Annotated in this window: 19 protein-coding genes, 1 tRNA gene and 2 pseudogenes; 9 read left to right on the forward strand and 13 right to left on the reverse strand. The window is 69.8% G+C overall.

Translation table 11 applies throughout. The annotated features are described in order from the left end of the window. From SPR02S_RS56735 to SPR02S_RS32155, 8 genes and pseudogenes are all read left to right on the forward strand, one after another. Window positions 1-240: pseudogene (locus tag SPR02S_RS56735) on the forward strand (hypothetical protein); the annotation flags it as partial. Window positions 241-297: 57 nt separating this feature from the next. Continuing rightward, window positions 298-2,415 carry an FtsK/SpoIIIE domain-containing protein gene (locus SPR02S_RS32125; RefSeq protein ID WP_019061135.1) on the forward strand — a complete coding sequence of 706 codons (2,118 nt, stop codon included), beginning with the start codon at window positions 298-300 and terminating at the stop codon, window positions 2,413-2,415. 207 nt (window positions 2,416-2,622) lie between these two features. Continuing rightward, window positions 2,623-3,099: a hypothetical protein gene (locus tag SPR02S_RS32130; protein WP_019061136.1), complete on the forward strand. Its 477-nt coding sequence runs from the start codon at window positions 2,623-2,625 to the stop codon at window positions 3,097-3,099. 84 nt (window positions 3,100-3,183) lie between these two features. Further along, window positions 3,184-4,098, forward strand: a complete 915-nt coding sequence (locus SPR02S_RS32135; protein ID WP_019061137.1) for a bifunctional DNA primase/polymerase — start codon at window positions 3,184-3,186, stop codon at window positions 4,096-4,098. Further along, a complete protein-coding gene (locus tag SPR02S_RS56740) occupies window positions 4,095-4,499 on the forward strand; it encodes a hypothetical protein (RefSeq protein WP_019061138.1) in 405 nt (134 codons plus the stop codon). The genes SPR02S_RS32135 and SPR02S_RS56740 overlap by 4 nt, the downstream gene beginning before the upstream one ends. Beyond that, complete coding sequence (locus SPR02S_RS32145; protein ID WP_019061139.1) at window positions 4,496-5,725, forward strand: DUF3631 domain-containing protein; 1,230 nt, start codon at window positions 4,496-4,498, stop codon at window positions 5,723-5,725. The genes SPR02S_RS56740 and SPR02S_RS32145 overlap by 4 nt, the downstream gene beginning before the upstream one ends. A 162-nt stretch (window positions 5,726-5,887) precedes the next feature. Beyond that, complete coding sequence (locus SPR02S_RS32150) at window positions 5,888-6,073, forward strand: helix-turn-helix transcriptional regulator (protein WP_019061140.1); 186 nt, start codon at window positions 5,888-5,890, stop codon at window positions 6,071-6,073. A 59-nt stretch (window positions 6,074-6,132) separates the two neighbouring features. Then, on the forward strand, window positions 6,133-7,512 hold the full coding sequence (locus SPR02S_RS32155) for a tyrosine-type recombinase/integrase (RefSeq protein ID WP_019061141.1): 1,380 nt from the start codon (window positions 6,133-6,135) through the stop codon (window positions 7,510-7,512). Between the two features lie 174 nt (window positions 7,513-7,686). Here the strand turns inward: SPR02S_RS32155 and SPR02S_RS32165 are convergent. Beyond that, a tRNA-Tyr gene (locus tag SPR02S_RS32165) sits at window positions 7,687-7,768 on the reverse strand. Between the two features lie 234 nt (window positions 7,769-8,002). Between SPR02S_RS32165 and SPR02S_RS32170 the strand changes: the two genes are divergently transcribed. Then, complete coding sequence (locus SPR02S_RS32170) at window positions 8,003-8,491, forward strand: YajQ family cyclic di-GMP-binding protein (RefSeq protein WP_019061142.1); 489 nt, start codon at window positions 8,003-8,005, stop codon at window positions 8,489-8,491. Window positions 8,492-8,618: 127 nt separating this feature from the next. Here SPR02S_RS32170 and SPR02S_RS32175 read toward each other — a convergent pair whose 3' ends face one another. The 12 genes and pseudogenes from SPR02S_RS32175 to SPR02S_RS32230 all read right to left on the reverse strand — a co-directional run bounded on the left by SPR02S_RS32175 (window position 8,619) and on the right by SPR02S_RS32230 (window position 20,673). Further along, the gene (locus SPR02S_RS32175) at window positions 8,619-8,885 is read right to left on the reverse strand and encodes a GlsB/YeaQ/YmgE family stress response membrane protein (RefSeq protein ID WP_019061143.1); all 267 of its coding nucleotides are present in this window, start codon (window positions 8,883-8,885) and stop codon (window positions 8,619-8,621) included. Between the two features lie 219 nt (window positions 8,886-9,104). Next, a complete protein-coding gene (locus SPR02S_RS32180) occupies window positions 9,105-9,539 on the reverse strand; it encodes an SMI1/KNR4 family protein (protein WP_019061144.1) in 435 nt (144 codons plus the stop codon). A 118-nt stretch (window positions 9,540-9,657) separates the two neighbouring features. Beyond that, complete coding sequence (locus SPR02S_RS32185; RefSeq protein ID WP_019061145.1) at window positions 9,658-10,815, reverse strand: barstar family protein; 1,158 nt, start codon at window positions 10,813-10,815, stop codon at window positions 9,658-9,660. 12 nt (window positions 10,816-10,827) lie between these two features. Beyond that, on the reverse strand, window positions 10,828-11,220 hold the full coding sequence (locus tag SPR02S_RS32190; protein WP_019061146.1) for a YccF domain-containing protein: 393 nt from the start codon (window positions 11,218-11,220) through the stop codon (window positions 10,828-10,830). Then, window positions 11,217-12,080: a zinc metalloprotease HtpX gene (gene htpX / locus SPR02S_RS32195; protein ID WP_019061147.1), complete on the reverse strand. Its 864-nt coding sequence runs from the start codon at window positions 12,078-12,080 to the stop codon at window positions 11,217-11,219. The genes SPR02S_RS32190 and htpX overlap by 4 nt, the downstream gene beginning before the upstream one ends. 189 nt (window positions 12,081-12,269) lie before the next feature. Beyond that, window positions 12,270-13,793: an NADH-quinone oxidoreductase subunit N gene (locus SPR02S_RS32200; RefSeq protein WP_019061148.1), complete on the reverse strand. Its 1,524-nt coding sequence runs from the start codon at window positions 13,791-13,793 to the stop codon at window positions 12,270-12,272. Next, window positions 13,790-15,364, reverse strand: a complete 1,575-nt coding sequence (locus tag SPR02S_RS32205; protein ID WP_019061149.1) for a complex I subunit 4 family protein — start codon at window positions 15,362-15,364, stop codon at window positions 13,790-13,792. The genes SPR02S_RS32200 and SPR02S_RS32205 overlap by 4 nt, the downstream gene beginning before the upstream one ends. A 6-nt stretch (window positions 15,365-15,370) precedes the next feature. After that, a complete protein-coding gene (locus tag SPR02S_RS32210) occupies window positions 15,371-17,365 on the reverse strand; it encodes an NADH-quinone oxidoreductase subunit 5 family protein (protein ID WP_019061150.1) in 1,995 nt (664 codons plus the stop codon). After that, window positions 17,362-17,820: an NADH-quinone oxidoreductase subunit NuoK gene (gene nuoK, locus SPR02S_RS32215; RefSeq protein ID WP_019061151.1), complete on the reverse strand. Its 459-nt coding sequence runs from the start codon at window positions 17,818-17,820 to the stop codon at window positions 17,362-17,364. The genes SPR02S_RS32210 and nuoK overlap by 4 nt, the downstream gene beginning before the upstream one ends. After that, entirely contained in the window at window positions 17,820-18,575 is a 756-nt protein-coding gene (locus SPR02S_RS32220; RefSeq protein ID WP_019061152.1) for an NADH-quinone oxidoreductase subunit J family protein, read from the reverse strand. The genes nuoK and SPR02S_RS32220 overlap by 1 nt, the downstream gene beginning before the upstream one ends. Before the next feature lie 589 nt (window positions 18,576-19,164). Beyond that, window positions 19,165-19,705 (reverse strand): annotated as a pseudogene (locus SPR02S_RS56745) (NuoI/complex I 23 kDa subunit family protein); the annotation flags it as partial. Beyond that, on the reverse strand, window positions 19,705-20,673 hold the full coding sequence (locus SPR02S_RS32230; protein WP_026151049.1) for a complex I subunit 1/NuoH family protein: 969 nt from the start codon (window positions 20,671-20,673) through the stop codon (window positions 19,705-19,707). The gene SPR02S_RS32230 and the pseudogene SPR02S_RS56745, both read right to left, overlap by 1 nt. Between the last annotated feature and the right edge of the window lie 7 nt (window positions 20,674-20,680).

Raw genomic sequence — 20,680 nt, forward strand, 5'->3', positions numbered from 1 at the left:
GCGGTGACCGTGCTGGACGCGGTGGGCGCCGGCGCGGACGGATGCGAGCACCACGGCGCCCGCATCCTCGCCTCCCTGGACGGGGGTCGCGTCTTCGCCCTGCCCGACGCCCCCGAGGGTGCGGCGATCCGCGTGTTCAAGGCCGCCGACACGATCCGCCCGTTCTGCTGGTTCGACGGCCCCCGTAGTGAGCCGTCCCAGCTCAGCCATGCCGAGAACCGCGCACGGCACCAGCGCTGACCCGCTCGTCTTCCTCGAACTCCCGCCCCCGAAGGGGCAGTCAGGAGCAGTTCCCGCATGTCCGAGAACGTCGTACGCCTCGTCAAAACCCCGCCCACCGACCCCGAGCCGGAGCCGGCGCCCACGGTCCTGACCATCGTCCCCGACACCCCGCCCACGCCCCTGGTCCCCCTGTGGGTGCGCTCCGGGCGTGCCGTGAAGCAGGCGGTCACCCACGAGAACACCACGTCCGCTGCCCGTGCGGTGGCCCGGCACAGCCTCTACACGTTCAACGGCGGCCGGATCGTGGCCCGCCGCACCTGGGACGGCAAGACCGGGGCCCGCTACGAGCGCATGATCCGCACAGCGGAAGTCGCCGGGAACCTGGAAGCGGCAGAGGAGTGGGAGGAGCGGTTGCAGCGCTTCCGCCAAGCCCGCCACCACCGCCGCATGGACCTCCTCCACTCCCCCGTCGAGGCCGCCAAGGGCATCGTGGTCGGGACCGGGGTGAGCATCGGGGTGCTGGTCGCGCTCGGGGTCGTGATGGCCGTCAACAACCACGACGTCACCGACGTCATCACCCCGCTGAAAGCGACCATCGAGTTCATCGCCCTGCTGATCCGGATCGTGCAGGTCGTATGGGGGCCCGGCCTCGTCGTCGGCCCGTTGCTGGCCCTGCTCGGTCTGTGGGCCGTGGGCAGCAAGCAGCAGGCCGCACCCCCGTGGGCACTCCCGGCCAACGTCCGCAACGGGGAGGGTGAGCCGATCACCCCGTCCATCGTCGTCAAGGCCCTGCGCGACCTCGGCGTACCCGCCCTGCGCAACGCCATCAAGGAAATGGGCGACGCAGGCGCGTCCATGCTGGGTCCGATCCGGATCGCCGGATGCGGGGTCGAGGTCGACGTCACCCTGCCCTCAGGGGTGTCGACGATCGAGGTCCAGCAGCGCCGCCGGAAGCTGGCCGAGAACCTCACGCGGCACGAGCACGAAGTGTTCATCACCATCCCCGAGGCCGCCCGCACCGTCCGCCTGTGGGTGGCGGACTCGGGGGCGCTGGATCAGCCGATCGGCCCGTCGCCGCTGGTCACCGACGAGACGATGACCGCCGACTACGCCAAGGGGAAGGCCCCCTGGGGGCAGGACCTGCGCGGCGACGCCGCAACGCTGAGCGTGTATCAGCGCCACCTGCTGATCACCGGGTTGTCGAACCAGGGCAAGACCGTCGCCCTGCGCTCCCTCGCCCTGTGGCTCGCGCTCGACAAGTCGGTGCAGTTCCTGATGGGCGACCTGAAGGGTCTCGGTGACTGGGCCATGTTCGACGGCCTGGCCGACACGCTGATTCAGGGGCCGACCGACGAGCACGTCATCCAGGTCACCGAGATGGTCGAGGGCGCGGTCGACGAGATGAACCGCCGGATGATGGCCCCGCCCGGCACCGTGTTCCCCGCGCTGATCGTGCTGGTCGACGAGGCGCAGGTGGCGTTCATGTGCCCGGTCAAGGACGAGGACAAGCGGCCCTACGGCGGCTCGAAGTCCAACTCCCGCTACTTCATGGCAGTCCGGAAGATCCACAACCAGGGGCGGGCCGTGAACGTGCTGATGTGGCAGGGCACCCAGGACCCCACCGACCAGAACCTCCCCAAGCTGGTCCGCGAGGGCGCCCACACCCGGGCCTCGCTCGCCCTGGGTACCGAGTCGCAGGCGCGGATGGCGCTGGGGGACAAGGCCGTCGACGGCGGCGCCGCGCCCAACCTGCTGCGCCCGGGCCTGGATCAGGGAACCCTCGTCGTCGCCTCGTCGGGCATCGACATTCCCAAGGGGCAGTCCTCCATCACGGTGCGCACGCACTACGTCGACGACGACGCAGCCGAAGCCATCATCGAGCGCGCCAAGGCCCTGCGCGACGGAGTCACCACCCTGCACGTCATCGACGCCGGTGAGGACCGCGACCCGCTCGCGGACATTGCCGGCGTGCTGGGAGACGCGCCGCGCGTGCTGACCCGGGACGTCCTCAAGCGGCTGACCGTGCTCGACGAGGACGCCTACGGCGCCTGGACGAACGGCGACCTCAAGCGCGTGCTGGAAGCCGACGGAGCCGAGCCGTACAAGTCCGAAGGCGTCATGGTCGTGAGCCGTGACCGCGTCCTGCGCGCCCTCGCCAACCGGCCCGACGAGGATTCCGCTTCCGTGGGCTGACGGCAGGGAGCCACACCCGCGCGGGCCAGGGAGGCAGGGAGAACTCCCTGGCCCCCTCCCTGGCCCGCCTCCCTCGCCCTGACCTGCACGAATGATCGTTCAGGGAGGCAGGGAGGCCCGCAGGTCAACACCCCTGACACCCCCTCCACAACGCCCCCGCAAGGGGGTGCCCCTGCCTCCCTGACCCCTGCTCGGAAGGGATTCCGCATGTCCCCCAAGACCACCCCCGCCACCACCCCGCCGGACGCCGTGATGAGCGACGACGACGCGGCAGTTGAGGCCGCGCGGATCATCGCCGATGCCTACCGGCCCACCGCCTACCGCGACCCCAGCCCCGTGCCCGCCCACGGTGACACCCCGCCCGTCGCACAGCCGGGACGGCCCCCGATGAGCCAGGGCGCCACCGACGCGAGCGTGCTCATGCTCGCCGGCGCCACCTCCACCGCCGTGGTCGGTGGCACGGCGGCGGTGCTCATGTACGTCTCCCAGTACGCCGACCCGCTCGTGTGCGGACTCGTCTTCGGGGCGCCCACCGCCCTCGTGTTCGCGCTCGCCCGCCTCGCCCGGCACACGAAGCCCGCCCCCGACATCCACCAGCACTACGAGGGCCCCGTCTACCAGGACCAGCGCAACATCCACACCCGGACCACCGGCGTGTGGGCCAAGACGAACAACGAGCAGTGACGCCAAGAGCGGCCCCCCTTCCGGCAAGAACCGGGGCCGCTCTTGTCCAACCCGTCCTCAACAGACCTGTTGGAGGTCTCCAGCATGACCCATGACGCCCGCCCCGCGCTGCTACACGCAGCGCTGGAAGCCGCGGACCGCGGCTGGCACGTCTTCCCCCTCCGGCCCGGAACCAAGCGCCCCGCCCTGCACGGCGAAGCCGCCTGCCCCCGCACCGGAGCCTGCACGGACGGGCACCGGAAGTGGGAGCAGCGCGCCACCATCGACCCCGACCGCATCCGCGCGGCCTGGTCGCGGGCCCCGTTCAACGTCGGCATCGCCACCGGCCCCTCAGGCCTGCTCGTCGTCGACCTCGACATGCCCAAGACCACAAGCAGCAAGGGCAGTTCGGACGCGCCTTGCGGCGCGGCAATCTTCAGGGCGCTCTGCGAGCGCGCCGGGCATCGAGTGCCCGACACCTACCGGACCCGGACCGCGAGCGGCGGACAGCACCTGCACTTCACCGCCCCCAGCGGGGTGCGGCTGTCCAACACGGCAGGAACCATCGGGGAGTTGGTCGACACCCGTGCATGGGGCGGCTACGTGGTCGCAGCCGGCAGCACCACCCCCACCGGAACCTACGAAGCCCTGAGCGCCCCTGAGGCCGCCTCTACGCCCGCGTGGCTGCTGAGCATCCTGCAACCCGCCCCCAGGGCCGTACGGGCACCCTCAGGGCCCGTAACGGCACAATCCGGCTCATACGCTGACAGTGCACTCGACAACGAGACGCGGAACGTCGCGTCGGCCCAACTCGGGGCGCGGGAAGCCGCATTGTTCCGGGCGGCGCGCGCCCTGGGACGGCTCATCGCGTGGGGCGACCTCCCCCGGCACACGGTTGAGCAGGCTCTTCAGGAGGCGGGGGAGGCGACCGGACTCACCGCTGCCGAGTGCCGCTCGACCCTCCGCAGCGCACTGAACTGGTCCATCGCACACAACCAGGTCAAGCGGGATGCGGCATGAACACCCCTCCCCGCCCCCGCCTGAAGAGCATCACCCCCACCACTGCGGGCCCCCGCCCCGCCCAACTCGCCTCGCCGCAGGCGGACTTGGGCGAGCCGAAGGGCGTCGCCGAAGGCGTCCTCACAAGCCCTGACCCGCAGACGATCGCCCCGGACAACCCCACACCGCAGTGGCCCGGCATCCGGATCTACGCCCCGCCCGTCTACCGCCACCACTACGACGGGGCCCGCTGGTCCAAGCGCTACGCAGACACCCCCACCGCCGCATACGCCTGCCGGTGCGGCGAGACCGCCGCCGCCACCGGCCGCGACGAGGTGGCCGAACTCGTGGCCGACTACGACTACCACCGCGCAGTCACCTGCCCGCTCCGCACCGCGCAGGAAGGAAGGGCCGCCGCATGACCCAACTCATCGACGGGGCAGCGCTGTTGGACGAGGTGGAAGCCTTCCACCGCCGGTTCAACGTCTTCCCCACCCAGTCCGCCTACGTCGCCGTGGCGTTGTGGGACGCGCACGCCCACCTGATCGAGTGCTTCGAGACCACCCCCCGCATCGCGTTCCTCTCTCCGGAACCTGGATCGGGCAAGTCGCGGGCCCTGGAGATCGTGGAACTCCTCACGCCACGACCGGTCACCACGGTGTCCGCCTCCGCCAACGCCCTGTACCGGCTCGTCGACTCCGCCGCAGGCCTGCCCACCGTGCTCTTCGACGAGGTGGACACCATCTTCGGACCCAAGGCCGGAACGGATGAAGCCCTGCGCGGCTTCCTCAACGCAGGATGGCGCCGCACCGCCGGCGCCCTGCGCTGCGTCGGGGAAGGCTCCAACCAGAACGCGCAGATCTTCAACTCCTACTGCGCCGTGGCCATGGCGGGACTCGGTTCGCTGCCGGACACCGTGTTGACCCGCTCGGTCATCATCCGTATGCGCAAGCGCGCCCCGAACGAGAAGGCCGAACCCTACCGCCAGCGCACCCACGAGAAGCAGGGCCACGCCCTGCGCGAACGCCTCGCCAAGTGGGCCGACACCGTACGGGACCAGGTCGCCAATGCCTGGCCCGACATGCCCGAAGGCGTCACCGACCGGCCCGCCGACATGTGGGAACCCCTGCTCGCCGTGGCCGACGCCGCCGGCGGCACCTGGCCCGACCGGGCCCGCGCCGCCTGCCTGGAACTCATCAGCGCAGCCCACGACAACGACGAATCCTCCATCGGGGTCCGGCTGTTGACCGACCTGCGCGACAAGGTGTTCTGCGGCGACGACCGCGTGCCGACCGCCGTGATCATCGAGAGCCTGTTGCACATAGAAGACGCGCCCTGGGGTGATCTGGACGACAAGCCGATCAACTCCCGCACCCTTGCTCGGCTGTTGGGGCAGTACGTCACCCCGAGCAACAAGCCGATCAAGCCGCGCGGCATCCGCACCCCCCAGGGCTTCCCGAAGGGCTATTACGCGGACGATCTCACGGATGCCTGGACCCGGTACTGCCCCCCACCCCCTGGGGAATCCGCCACGTCCGCCACGTCCGCCACACCGCAGGTCAACGTGGGTGAATCCGTGGCGGATAACGCCACGGCCATCCGCCACACGCCTGCGGAAACCGCCACACAGCCCACCCTCGTCAGCTAGCCGACCCGGCACCCCGATGCCGCCACACCCGCCCCGGTGTGGCGGCATCTATCCGCCACACAACCGCCATCCGCCACACGATCAAGGCTCTGACCTGCGCCGTGGCGGCGTGGCGGACGTGGCGGATTCCCCAGAAGAGAAGAAGACGAAGGAGTAACCGCCTTGGCCCGCCCCAAGATGCTCAAGCTCCCCGAAGTCCTCGAAGAGATCGAGATGAGCCGCGCCGCCTTCTACCGCATGCGCGCCCGTGGCAGGGCACCGAAGCTCATCAAGCTCCCCAACGGCCAGATCCGCTGCCGCCGCGCCGACCTCGACGCGTGGTGGTCATCCATGGAAACCGCCGCCTGACCACCTCCCGCACACGAGACACGAGGGGCCCGCTTCCGGCGGGCCCCTCTGGAGTTCCTATGGCACTGACCTACGACGTCCGCCTCTACTCCATCGAGGTCCGCAAGGATCGCCCGAAGCCCTACCGCCTGCGTTGGCTGGTCGGGGAGCGCAAGCACTCCAAGAGCTACACACTCAAGGTCCAGGCCGAGGGGCGCCGCTCGGAACTCATGTCTGCCGTGCGGCGCGGCGACCAGTTCGACGAGGAATCGGGCCTGCCCGTGTCCGAGCTGCGCGCCAAGCAGGGCTCCATCACGTGGTACGAGCACAGCCGTACGTACGTCGACCGCAAGTGGGCGCTGGCCCCGGCGAAGTCGCGGAAGAACTATGCCGATGCGCTGGCAACCATCACGCCCGCGCTGGTGAAGACGAAGACGGGGATGCCAGACATCGCGCTCATGCGGCGCGCGCTGTACGGGTGGGCGTACAACCGGAACCGCCGTGACGAGACCCCGCCAGACGATGTGGCCGGCGCCCTTGCCTGGATCTCCAAGCACTCCATGCCGGTCTCCTCGCTGGAAGACCCGGCGACTGTACGTCTGGCCCTGGACGCACTGTCTCTACGGCTGGACGGGAAGGAGGCATCGCCGCGCACCGCGAAACGCAAGCGGGCTTGCCTGAGCGACGTTCTCGGACTCGCCGTAGAAGAGCAGTACTTCAGCATGCCGGTCAACCCGATCAGGGCCGTGAAGTGGACCGCCCCGAAGTCTGTAGAAGCGGTGGACCCCGAGAGTGTCGCCAATCCCCGCCAGGTCCGTGCGCTGCTGGCTGGCGTGCGCGAGCAGGGCCCGCGTGGACTGCATCTCGAAGCGTTCTTCGGGTGCCTGTACTACGCGGCCATGCGGCCGGCCGAGGCCACCGCATTGCGCGTGAGCCAGTGCCACCTTCCGGAGTCGGGATGGGGGATGCTCACCCTGCGGCAGGGAGTGGTCCGGGTGGGGCGCGGTTGGACCAACGACGGGAAGGCGCATGAGGAACGCCACCTCAAGGCCCGCGCAAAGAAGGACTCCCGCCCGGTGCCGATCCCGCCGCACTTCGTCCGTCTGCTACGGCAGCACATCGCCACGCATGGCACTGCGCCCGATGGTCGCCTCTTTCGAACGAACCGCGACGGCCTGCTACAGGAGACTGGCTACGGAGAGGTGTGGGCCAAGGCCCGAAAGGACGTGCTGAGCGAAGCCGAGACGGCATCGTTGCTGGCCCGCCGCCCCTACGACCTCCGGCATGCCGGGGTGTCGTTCTGGCTCAGTTCCGGGGTGGACGCGATGGAGTGCGCCCGGCGCGCTGGCCACAGCATCGCGGTACTGCACAAGGTGTACGCCAAGGTGCTTGACCAGACGCGGGAGCGTGCGAACAGCCGGATCGACGCAGCTCTTCGGGAGTGGAACGAGCCAGAGTGATCAAGCTCTCCCCCGGGGGACACCTGGGGGACACGCACTGATCGACAGTGGGATATGGGCGGCACGAGGTGAGACACGTCCACGCCCCGTCCACAGCGAATCGAACAGAGAGAGCCAAAAAGAAACCCCCTCTGACCAGGCAATTAAGCTGGTCAGAGGGGGTCTACTTTCTTGTGGCGGCGCCAGGGTTCGAACCTGGGTAGGCTAAGCCGGCAGATTTACAGTCTGCTCCCTTTGGCCACTCGGGCACACCGCCAGGGATGCTGCCTCTCGAACCGCTTTTCGGCGGCGCTCCGTGGCAACGACGTAAACGATACCCGATGCCCAGGGGTGCTTCGCCACCCGATTGACCGGCGCTCGGAGGGGAGGGGGTGGCTACGCTTATGCGGATGCGGCCCGGGGCCTACACCGGGCTCGGCGGCTGCCCCCACGCACGCCGATACGCAGTGACACGCATCGATACGCACCCTGATACAAGGAGCCACAGGACATGGCCGACTCCAGTTTCGACATCGTCTCGAAGGTCGAGCGGCAGGAGGTCGACAACGCCCTCAACCAGGCCGCCAAGGAGATCTCGCAGCGCTACGACTTCAAGGGCGTGGGTGCCTCGATCGCATGGTCGGCCGAGAAGATCCTCATGGAGGCGAACTCCGAGGAGCGGGTCAAGGCGATCCTCGACGTATTCCAGTCCAAGCTGATCAAGCGCGGCATCTCGCTGAAGGCGCTGGACGCCGGTGAGCCTCAGCTCTCCGGCAAGGAGTACAAGATCTTCGCGTCGATCGAGGAGGGCATCTCCCAGGACAACGCGAAGAAGGTGGCGAAGATCATTCGTGACGAGGGTCCCAAGGGCGTCAAGGCCCAGGTGCAGGGCGACGAACTGCGGGTCAGCTCGAAGAGCCGCGACGACCTGCAAGCCGTGCAGGCCCTGCTCAAGGGCAAGGACTTCGACTTCGCCCTGCAGTACGTGAACTACCGGTAGAAGGCTTTCGTGGACTATCGGTAGAACCACGCTTCGCGCGCCGCCGCGCGCGAGTACCGAGCACGAGGAAGGGTGGGCACCCGTCGGTGCCCACCCTTCTCGCCTGCTGGCTGCGGCACGGGGCGCGCTAGTTGCGCGAGTTGCCGAACAGGATGCGGTAGGCGATCAGGAGGACGAGTGCGCCGCCTATCGCCGAGGCCCAAGTGGCGCCGTCGTAGAAGTTCTTGGCGACCGGGTGGTCCAGCCAACGGGCTGAGATCCAGCCGCCGATGAACGCGCCCGCGACGCCGATGATGGTCGTACCGATGAAGCCGCCCGGGTCGCGGCCCGGCAGCAGGAATTTGGCGATGGCTCCGGCCAACAGTCCCAGGATGATCCAACTGATGATGCCCATGCCGTGAACCTGCCCTTTCGCGCTGTGCTTGCACTGATCCGGAGCTGTGAATTCCGCCCGGACAGGCTGTGTTCGTAAGTCCTTGCCCACGGCCTGTGCCTGCATGTTCTGCCGTGTCGATGAACAAGACGTCACGAATGCGTGTGGTGGTTGCAGGCATTGGGGGCGTGGCTCTGCGGCGGTGATCGGTGCGGGAGAGGCACAGGGTGCGGGAGCCGCTCAGGATGCCTGTGCCGTCGTGCGTATGCGGAAGTCGGTCCACGGTGTCGGTTCGGCGGCGCCTTCGTCGTCCTCGTACCGGCCCGTGCCGTCGAGCCAGGTACGCAGCCGGTCGGCGACACCCTCGGGCCAGGGCCGGTCGGGGTCCTGGTGTCCGCTCGCGCGGTTGGCGAGGTACTGCGTGACGGCGGTGGGCCCACCCGTCGGTGGGTTGTCGAGCAGGGGCAACAGGCCGTGCTCCGGGCCGAATCCACCGTCTCCTATGCGCGAGTAGAGCGCCGCGAGCAGCGGGGGCAGGCGGAAGCCCAGGGCGGCCTCGGCGCGGGTCACCGTGGCCTCGTCCACGGGGGCGGGGAGTGAAGTCCAGCCCGACGGGCGGGTGTTGTGGGCCTCGGCGGCCACCCGGGTCAGCAGTTGCTGCTCGTTCTCGGTCATGGCTTCATAGTGCCGCGCGCCACTGACAATCGGGCCGGCCTGTGGACAACCCGGCGGTTGTGGAAAACCTGCTGGCAGTGAGCCTGTTGGGGGGCGGGCGGAGCGTGGTGACGGGCTGTCAGGCCAGGCGGACGTCGACGTGGCTTTCGGCGAGGAGCGCGAGGAGTTCCTCGAACGTCGGTGGGCGCCGGCCGGTGTGCGGGGTGACGCCGAGGCAGGTGCGGGCGACGGCGGCGTCGTGCCAGACGAGGGTGAGGGGCGTGGTGGCTCCCCAGCGACCGCACAGGCAGTCGTCGAGGGCGTCCAGGCCCCAACCGAAGTATCCGGCGGGGCCGTTCACCGCCTCGCCCAGGGCGCAGAAGAAGCCGGGTGCGTCGGTGATGTGGCTGCCGTCGAGGTGGTAAGTACTGCCACGCGGTCGATCCGAGGTGCCGTAGGTGTGGTTCGCCAGGGCCGTGTCGAGCCAGAAGCGTCGGCCGTCGGCATCGCAACCGGCCCAGCGGCCGGGCTCGGCGGGGCGGCCCTCACCCCACAGGTCCCACACCTGCCGGGCCGCGAGCGGTGGCCGTTCCGACCATGGGTCGAGGGTGAGGTCGACGAGGCCCGGTCCGCGCGCGGACGGGATCCAGGCCCGTAGCTCGCCCTCGGCGGCGGACTGCACAGGCCGGCCGGACGAGTCGATGCGCACCACCTTGGCGTGGCCGAGGTCCTCTTCCCCGCCGTCCAGCGCCGCCCGCAGCGCACCGCGCGGGGAGCAGCCCAACAGGCGCAGGGGAGGCTCCAGTGGTTCGGGCCGGTCCTCCTGGACGTGGGCCAAGTCCCGGCAGCCGCCCCATGGTTCACCGTCGCCGCCCGATATCCGGTAGCCCGGGGACAGGGGCGGGCACTGCGGATAGTCGTAGGGGTTGTCGTCGGACTGCCGCCCCTCGACGGTGACGTCCCTCAACGACAGGTCACGCGCGCAGGGGCGGTCGCCTACGACGCGTACGTCCTCCAGCCACCACTCGCCGTCTCGCCCGCCGGCCTTGTCGAGGGGCTCCAGGGTGAGCAGGCCGAGCGGCGCCGAACCGTCGGCACGCGCGCGTGCGAGGGCTGTTCGCAGGTCGCCCTCTGGTGCGCAGCCGAGGAGTTCGTACGTCCCGCGCGCGGGTGGGGGTGGGTCGGCGAAGAGGTCGGCGGCGTCCTCGCACAGGGCCCAGGTCTGCTCGTAGCCGTGCTCGCCGGTGAACTCGGCCTCTTCGTCGTACGACAGCAGGACGTACTTCGGCGCCCCCACCCCTGCCCGCCGTCAGCGGGTGGCGAACGGCTGGTCCGTGGGCACGATTTCGCGGCCCAGGGGGAACAGCGAGACCGGGATCAGCTTGAAGTTGGCGATGCCGAACGGAATGCCGATGATCGTGATGCACATGGCGATGCCGGTGACGATGTGCGCGAGGGCCAGCCACCAGCCCGCGAGGATCAGCCACAGGACGTTGCCGACGCAGGAGGGGGCGCCCGCGTCCCGGCGCTCGACCGTCGTGTACCCGAAGGGCCACAGGGCGTAGATGCCGATACGGAAGGCGGCGATGCCGAACGGGATGCCGATGATCGTGATGCACAGCAGCGCGCCGGCGAGCAGGTACCCGAGGAACAGCCAGAAGCCGCTCAGGACGAGCCAAATGACGTTCAGGATGGTTTTCACTGAGGGCGACCTGCCATCTTCTCGAGCCGGGCGATGCGCTCCGCCATCGGCGGGTGTGTCGAGAACATCTTGGAGAGTCCCTGGCCCGGGCGGAAGGGGTTCGCGATCATCATGTGGCTCGCGGTCTCGATGCGGGGCTCCGGGGGCAGCGGTAGCTGCTTGGTGCCGGCGTCGAGCTTGCGCAGCGCGCTCGCGAGGGCGAGGGGGTCTCCGGTGAGCTGGGCGCCGGACGCGTCCGCCTCGTACTCCCGGGAGCGGCTGATGGCCAACTGGATGAGGCTGGCCGCGAGGGGGCCCAGGATCATGATCATCAGCATGCCCAGGATGCCGGGGCCGTCGTCGTCGTTCGAGCGGCCGATCGGGATCAGCCAGGCGAAGTTGACCAGGAACATGATCACCGAGGCGAGGGCGCCGGCGACCGAGGAGATCAGGATGTCGCGGTTGTAGACATGGCTCAGTTCGTGGCCGATGACTCCGCGCAGCTCACGCTCGTCCAGGATGCGCAGGATGCCTTCCGTGCAGCACACGGCCGCGTTGCGCGGGTTGCGGCCCGTCGCGAAGGCGTTGGGGGCCTCCGTGGGCGAGATGTACAGGCGCGGCATGGGCTGGCGGGCCTGGGTGGAGAGGTCGCGGACCATCCGGTACAGGGCCGGGGCCTCGAACTCGCTCACCGGGCGGGCGCGCATCGCGCGTAGCGCCAGTTTGTCGCTGTTCCAGTACGCGTACGCGTTCGTGCCCAGCGCGATCACGACCGCTACGACGAGCCCCATGCGGCCGAAGAAGCTGCCGATGACGATGATGAGTGCGGACAGTCCCCCGAGGAGAACTGCGGTCCTGAGCCCGTTGTGCCGGCGGTGCACGGTACGCCCTCCAAATCGTGCAGCAGGGGAACCCTTTGCTTGCTGATCTCTGATGCCACTGGTGCCGTGGTGTCACGTCCAGTGGACCCTCCCGTACTGGTCAACGCCAGGCGGGGGGCTCTAGTTCCCTTGTGCGTACGACGCAGGGGGTGGGCCGTCCGGGTGAGGACGGTGGTATGTGCCGGTGGCTCAGAAGAGTCCGGTGTCGGCGAAGCGCAGGACCAGTTGGGGTGCTCCGGAGAGGGCGATTCCGAGAGCGCCGGTGAGGGCGAGCGCGGCGGTGAGGGGCGCGGGGACGCGATGTTCGTCGTGCTCGCCCTCCGGGGCGCGGAACAGCAGGGCCGTCCACTGGAGGTAGTAGAAGAGCGCAATCACCACGTTGACGGCCATGACGACGGCGAGCCAGCCCAGGCCCGCGTCGACGGCCGCCGAGAAGACGGTGACCTTCGCGAAGAGCCCGATGACACCCGGCGGCAGCCCGGCGAGGCACAGCAGGAAGAAGGCCAGGAGCAGGGCGGCGAGCGGGTTCGACGCGTACAGGCCCCGGTAGTCGCTGATGCGGTTGAGGGCTCTGCTACGGCCCACCAGGGCGGCCACCGCGAAGGCACCCAGGTTCACTGCGGCGTACATGAGGGCGTAGGCGACGGTGGAGCCGATCGACTTCTGGGCGTCCTTGGAGTACGCGGCGGCGGCGATCGGTACGAGGAGGTAGCCGGCCTGGCCGACGGAGGACCAGGCGAGCAGTCGTACCGCGCTGTACGCGCGCGTGGCCTGTTGGCGCAGGGCGCCCAGGTTGCCGACCGTCATGGTGAGGGCGGCCAGGGCGGCTAGTGCCGGGCCCCACACGTCGGCGTACGACGGGAAGGCGACGACGGTGACGAGGATCAGGCCGGAGAAGCCGACCGCCTTGCCGACGACCGACAAGTAGGCGGCGATCGGGAGGGGCGCTCCTACGTAGGTGTCGGGTACCCAGAAGTGGAAGGGGACGGCGGCCGTCTTGAAGGCGAAGCCGATGAGGGTGAGGGCGACGCCGGTCTGGGCGAGGGTGTGGAACTGGCCGTCGACGTGCTGGATGCGGTCGGCGATCCGGGTGAGGTACAGGGTGCCCGTGGTGGCGTACACGAAGCTGACGCCCATCAGGCTGACCGCGGTCGCGGTGACCGAGGACAGGAAGAACTTGAGGGCCGCTTCGGCGGATTTCTTGTCGCCGTGCCGGATTCCGACGAGGGCGAAGGCGGGCAGGGAGGCGACCTCCAGGGCGACGATCAGGGTCGCGAGGTCGCGGGAGGCGGGCAGGAGGGCGGCACCGGCGGCGGAGGACAGCAGCAGGAACCAGTACTCCCCTTCGGGGAGTCCCTTGTCGGCGTCCTTCAGGGTCGTCATCGACAGAAGGGCAGCCAAGAGGGCGCCGCCGAGGACCAGGAACTGGATGACCAGGGTGAAGCGGTCCGCCGTATAGCTGCACGCGGTCGCGTCGCCGGTGAGGCAGAAGGTGGCGCGGTCGCCGTCCAGGAGGGGCAGCAGCATGAGCGCGGAGGCGGCCAGGCCCGCGACCGACACCCAGCCCAGGAGCGCTTTCCTGGCCTCCTCGAGGAACAGGTCGGCGACGAGGACCACCAGGCCGACGACCGCCGTGATGGTCGGCGGTGCGATCGCGAGCCAGTCGACGGACTGGACCATCGACTCCGCGAGAGGCTGGGCCAGGGCGCTCATCGGGTGCCTCCTGAGAGGAGCTGCTGCACGGCCGGGTCGGTCAGGCCGAGCAGTGCCTTCGGCCACAGGCCGGCGGCGACGGTGAGGGCGACGAGCGGGGTCCAGGCGGCGAACTCGTACGTCTGGACGTCGGCGAGCTTCGGCGCTTCCTGCGCCACGGCGCCCATGCAGACGCGGCGGACCACGGCGAGCATGTACGCGGCCGTCAGCAGGGTGCCGAAGGCCGCGATCGCCATGAAGGTGAGGAACGCGGGGCGGCTGAGGTCCGCGGCGGGCTTGAACGCGCCGAACAGGGCCAGCATCTCGCCCCAGAATCCGGCGAGTCCGGGCAGTCCGAGCGAGGCGACGGCGGCGAACGCGATCAGGCCGCCGAGGCGGGGAGCCTTGCCGTAGAGGGCGGCGCCCGTCTCCTCGGCGAGGGTGTCCAGGTCGGTGGTGCCCGTACGGTCCTTGAGGGCGCCGACGAGGAAGAAGAGCAGGCCGGTGATGAGGCCGTGGGCGATGTTGGCGAACAGCGCGCCGTTCACGCCGGTCGGGGTCATCGTCGAGATGCCGAGCAGGACGAAGCCCATGTGGCCGACGGAGGAGTACGCGATGAGGCGCTTGAGGTCGCCCTTCGCGCCCTGTCTGGCGAGGGCGAGGCAGGCCAGGGAGCCGTAGATGATTCCGACGACGGCGAAGGCGGCGAGGTAGGGCGCGAAGGTGTGCATGCCGTCGGGCGCGATCGGCAGCAGGATGCGGACGAACCCGTACGTGCCCATCTTGAGCATCACGCCGGCCAGCAGGACCGAGCCGACGGTCGGGGCGGCGGTGTGGGCGTCGGGCAGCCAGCTGTGCAGCGGCCACATCGGGGTCTTGACCGCGAGCCCGATCCCGATCGCCAGAACGGCGATGACCTGCACGGATGTGGTCAGCGACCGGCCGTTGTCAGTGGCGAGTGCCACCATGTCGAATGTGCCCGCCTTGATTCCGATCAGGAGCAGGCCGAGCAGCATGACGACGGAGCCGAGCAGCGTGAAGAGGATGAACTTCCAGGCGGCCTGGGTCCGTTGGGCACCGCCCCAGCGGGCGATGAGGAAGTACATCGGGATCAGGACGGTCTCGAAGGCGAGGAAGAAGAGGATCAGGTCGAGGACGGCGAAGGTGGCGAGGGTGCCGGACTCCAGGACGAGGATCAGGGCGACGAATGCCTTCGGGGACGGGCCCGTTGGCATCTTGAAGTAGGAGTAGAGCGCGCAGAGGAAGGTCAGTAGCGCGGTCAGGACCAGGAGGGGGAGGGAGATGCCGTCGATGCCGAGGTGGATGCGCACGTCGAGTGCGGGGATCCAGCTGATGTCGGTCGTGGCCTGCATCTTCGACGGGTGGTCGTGGTCGAAGCCGAGCGCGAGGACGATCGCGGCGATGAGGATCACGCCGGTCACGGTCACGCCGTGCCGCAGTACGGCCTGCTCGGGCGACTTCCCCTTCAGCCCAGGCGGGGCGGGCAGCAGAGCGGTGACGGCGCCGAGGAGCGGGCCGACGACGATGAACGCCAGAAGGACCTGCATCACGGACTCGTTGATATCGATCACGCCTGCTCACGCTCCCGTGGCGACGAGGAGGACGGCGACCGTCAGGACGACGGTGCCGGCGAGCAGCGCGCTCACATAGGTCTGAAGATTGCCGGTCTGGGCGCGCCGTACGGCGGCTCCGAGCAGGCGGGGCAGGGTGCCCGCGCCGCGTACGTAGGTGTCGACGACCTCGCGGTCGAGGAACCGGACGAGACTCGCCGCGGCCAGCACCGGGCGGACGAACAGCGCCCCGTAGACGGCGTCCAGGTGGAAGCCGGAGGCCGCGTGCCGGTGCAGCGGGCCGAGCAGGAGGCGGCCCGGGTCCGCCGGGTCGGGTGCCGAGGCCACGTCTCCGTAGGCGGGTGTGTGACTCGCGATGGCCTCGGCCTCGACGAGTCCTGCGTCGCCCTCCGGGTGGGCCGCGACCGCACCCAGCGGTGCGCGGGCCGCGAACGCGGTGGTGTGCCGCCAGGCGCCGTAGGTGACGATGCCACCGACCAGGGCGACGCCCGTGCCCAGCACCGAGGTGGTGAGCGTCGGGGTGAGGTCGTGGCCGTCGAACCAGCCGGGGAGCACGCGGTAGGCGAGTCCGCCGAGGGCGAGGGACGGGACGGCGAGGACCCACAGCACGGCGTTCATCGCCATGGGCTGCCTGCCGTGGTCGGGGGCTTCAACTCCCTTGCCGTGGAAGGCGAGCAGCCACAGGCGCGTCGCGTACGCGGCGGTGAGCAGGGCGGCGAGCAGACCGGCCACGAGGACGATCCAGCCCGCGGCGCCGGGGATGTGCGCGGTGTCTCCGGTGGCCGCGTGTTCGGCGGCGCCGAGGACGGACTCCTTGGAGAAGAAGCCGCTGAACGGCGGGATCGCGGCGAGCGCGAGGAGCGCCACGGTCATCGTCCAGAAAGCGTCGGGGACGCGGGCGCGCAGGTTGCCCATGCGGGACATGGCGGCCAGCGAGTTGGTGCCGGAGGCGTGGATGATCACGCCCGCAGCGAGGAAGAGCAGCGCCTTGAAGGCGCCGTGGGACAGGAGGTGGAAGACGGCGGCACCGCGGTCGCCGACGGCCAGGGCGCCGGTCATATAGCCGAGTTGACCGATCGTCGAGTAGGCGAGGACGCGCTTGATGTCGTCCTGGGCGAGCGCGGCGAGACCCGAGCCGGCCATCGTCACGGCGGCCATGACGGCGAGGACGACCATCGCGGCCGAGGAGGCCTCGAAGACCGGGAGGAGACGGGCGACGAAGTAGACACCGGCGGCGACCATCGTCGCGGCGTGGATCAGCGCGGAGACGGGGGTCGGGCCCGCCATCGCGTCGGGGAGCCAGGTGTGCAGCGGGAACTGCGCCGACTTGCCCGCCACGCCGGCCAGGAGCAGCAGGGCGATCAGCGTCGGGTGGTGCAGCCCGCCGCTCACGACGGTGCTCAGGACCTCGGCGATGCGGAAGGACCCGGCGTCGGTGGCGAGCGCGAACAGGCCGATCAGGAAAGGGACATCGCCGAGTTTGGTGACGAGGAAGGCCTTGATGGAGGCGGCGCGGGCCTCCGGGGTCTCCCAGTAGTGGCCGACGAGGAAGTAGGAGCAGATGCCCATGACCTCCCAGCCGACCAGCAGCACGATCAGGTCGCCGGAGTAGACGACCAGGAGCATCGCGGAGGTGAAGAGCGAGACGAGCGCGGCGTACGAGGGGTAGCGCGGGTCGTCGCGCAGGTAGCCCGTCGAGTAGATCTGCACGCAGGTGGCGACGAAGGCGACCAGGACGGCGACGAGGGCGGCGAATCCGTCGATGTGCAGGGCGAGTTCGACGGGGACCGAGCCGGTGGGGGTGAGTTCGGTGGCGGAGTCGATGGCCGCCTTGCCGCCCTGCCGTACGGCGACGATCGCGGCCAGCGCGAGTGCGGCGAGCGACGGGAGGACCGCGAGCGGGCGGACGAAGCCGGGGGCGATACGGCCCAGGAGCAGGCCGGCCGCGGCGCCCAGGAACGGGAGAAGGGGGACGAGGACGGCGAGGGTGGTCGTGGTCACGCGGTGGCCTCAGCCTTCTCGGCCGCGGGGGGCTCGGTGCCGTCGCTGTCTGAGCCGCCGGGGCTGGACCCGCCGGTGCTGTCGGAGCCGCCGGTGTTGTCGGGGCCGCCAGATCCGTCGGGGCCGTCGGATTCGTGCCCCTCGGCGGTGTCGCGGAGTTTGTCGATGTCCGAGGTGCCGCGGCCTCGGTAGACGGCGAGGACGATCGCCAGGCCGATGCCGATCTCGGCGGCGGCGATGGCGATGGTGAACAGGGTCAGGGCCTGGCCGGAGTGCAGCTTCTCCTCGGCGGTCCTGCTGAGCCAGACGTCGAAGGCGACCAGGTTCAGGTTGACGGCGTTGAGCATCAGCTCGACCGACATCAGGACAAGGATCGCGTTGCGGCGGGCGAGGACGCCGTAGATGCCGGTGCAGAAGAGGAGGGCGGCGAGCACGGCGGGATAGACGAGGTGCATCAGCGGGTTCCCTTCTGCTCGGTGGGGGTGGTGTTCTGCGTCGTTTGGGTGGTCGGGGTGTTCCGCTCGGTCGGATCGTTGCCTTGAGACCGGCCATTTCGCCTGAACGTGTGATTACGGGAATCCGGGACGGATGGGGAACTACCGGTCGCGGCTCGGGAGTTCACAGGGGGAGAGCTCAGCTCCGACTTCGTCTTGCGGGACAGGACGATCGCGCCGACCAGGGCCGCGAGGAGAAGGACGGAGAGGGCCTCGAAGGGGAGGACCCAGTTCTGGAACAGGCTCGCGCCGGTCACCGCGGTCGAGCCGGCGGCCGGACCGTCCAGGTCCATCCAGGTCGCACGGAAGGCGTCGACGACGACCCACACCAGGGCCGCCGCGGCGGCGACGGCCACGGCGAGGGCGGCCCAGCGGTTGCCTGAGTCGGCGTCCGGGGAGCGGCCGATGGGGGCCTTGGTGAGCATCAGACCGAAGAGAAGGAGGACGACGACGGAACCGACATAGATGAGGACCTGCACCCAGGCGATGAACTCGGCGGTGAGGAGGAGGTATTCGACGGCGAGACCCCCGAGGGTCACCACGAGCCACAGGGCGGCGTGCACCAGCTGCTTGGTGGTGACGGTGACGAGAGCGGCGCCGAAGGTGACCAGACCCACGAGGAGGAAAGCGATCTCGACGCCGGTCGGGGAGAGGAAGCCGTGGGTGTGGGGGGCAGCGAGGGTTGCCGTGGCGGTGAGGGTTTCGGCGAGGGTCACGACTGTCCCTCCGGCGGGTCGGTGGGGTCGACGGGCTCGGTGTGCGTGACGTCCGAGGACGCGGGCTTCGGCGGGTCGGCGGGATACACAGGCTTGGGCTGCGTGGCCTCTACGGGCTCGGCCTCCGACAGGTCGGTGGGCTCGGTCTGCGCAACCTCGGCGGGCTCGGCATTCGCGGCCTTGGCGGGCCTGGTCTGCGTGGTCTCAGTGGGGTCGGCAGGGTGGGCGGGCGTGGCCTCTGCGGGCTCGGCCTTCGTAGCTTCAGTGGCCTTGGCAGGCTCAGTCTCCGCGGCTTCAGCGGCCTCGGCAGGCTCGGTCTCCGCGGCTTCCGTGACTTCTGCGGGCTTGGGCTGCGCGGTCTCGGGAACCCCTGCGGCCGGTGCGGTGGCCTCTGCGGGCCCTGCGGCTTCCGCAGCCTGCGTGGCGCCTGTGGGCTTGGGCTGCGCGGACTCCGTGACCTCGGCGGCCTGCGTGGCCTCTGTGCGCTTGGGCTGCGCGGACTCTACGGGAGCTGTAGTTGCCGCGGTCTGCGGGGCAGTTGCTGCGGCCTGCGTGGCCGTTGCCGCGGTCTGCGGGGCCGCTTCGGCTTCCGCGACCCGTGCTGCCTGAGTCGCTGCCAGCTTCTCGGCTGTCTTGTGGGCGGCGGCGATTTCCTTGGGTTCCTCGGCGCCGGGGTCGAGGGCGGGTGGGGCCGGGACGGTCCACATCCACTCGCGGAGCTTGTCGCGTTCGTGGGTGAGTTCGTGGATGTCGGTCTCGGCGTACTCGAACTCCGGGGACCAGAACAGCGCGTCGAAAGGACAGACCTCGATGCAGATACCGCAGTACATGCACAGGGAGAAGTCGATGGCGAAGCGGTCGAGGACGTTGCGGCTGCGCTCACGGCCGCCGGGGGCCGCCGCCGGGACCGTCTCCTTGTGGGAGTCGATGTAGATGCACCAGTCGGGGCACTCACGGGCGCAGAGCATGCAGACCGTGCAGTTCTCCTCGAACAGGCCGATGACCCCGCGGGTGCGGGGCGGGAGGTCGGGCTGGGTGTCCGGGTACTGCTCGGTGACGGCCTTCTTCGTCATCGTGCGGAGGGTGACGGCCAGGCCCTTGGCCAGACCGGAGCCGGGGATCGGGGCCACTACAGGAACACCACCTTCACGATGCCGGTGAGGGCGATCTGAGCGAGGGAGAGGGGGACGAGGAGGGTCCAGGAGAGCTTCTGGAGCTGGTCCTCGCGCAGGCGGGGGTAGGTGACGCGGAGCCAGATGACGACGAAGGCGAGGATCCCGGTCTTCAGCAGGGTCCACACCCAGCCGAGGCCGTCCGCGCCCCACGGGCCGTGCCAGCCGCCCAGGAAGAGGACGGTGGTCAGGCCGCACAGGACGACGATTCCGGCGTACTCGGCGAGGAGGAAGAGGGCGAAGCGGAGACCGGTGTACTCGGTGTACGCGCCGAAGATGATCTCGGAGTCGGCGACGGGCATGTCGAAGGGAGGGCGCTGGAGTTCGGCGAGACCGGCGATGAAGAACACGATCGCGCCGACGATCTGCCAGGGCAGCCACCACCAGTGGAAGGCGTCGAGGATGCCGGGGAGGGAGACCGTGCCGGCTGCCATCGCCACGGAGGCGGCGGTGAGCAGCATGGGGAGTTCGTAGGCGAGGAGTTGTGCGGCGGTGCGGAGGCCGCCGAGGAGGGAGAACTTGTTGGCGGAGGCCCAGCCGGCCATGAGTGAGCCGAGGACGCTCACGCCCATCACCGCGAGGACGAAGAAGATGCCCGCGTCCAGTACCTGGCCGACGGCGCCCTCGCTCGGGCCGATGGGGATGACGAGGAGGACGAGGAGGTACGGGAGGAGGGCTACGGCGGGGGCGAGTTGGAAGATACGGCGGTCCGCGCCCGTCGGGACGATGTCTTCCTTCTGGGCGAACTTCACGCCGTCCGCGACGAGTTGGGCCCAGCCGTGGAAGCCGCCGGCGTACATCGGGCCGAGGCGGCCCTGCATGTGGGCCATCACCTTGTGCTCGGTCTGACCGACGATCAGGGGGAAGGTGAGGAAGACGACGAAGACGATCAGGAGTCGCAGGGCGACGTCGAGCACGTCGTTCACTGCGAGC

The sequence above is a fragment of the Streptomyces prunicolor NBRC 13075 genome (genome assembly GCF_000367365.1).
In the GTDB taxonomy this organism is placed as follows: domain Bacteria; phylum Actinomycetota; class Actinomycetes; order Streptomycetales; family Streptomycetaceae; genus Streptomyces; species Streptomyces prunicolor.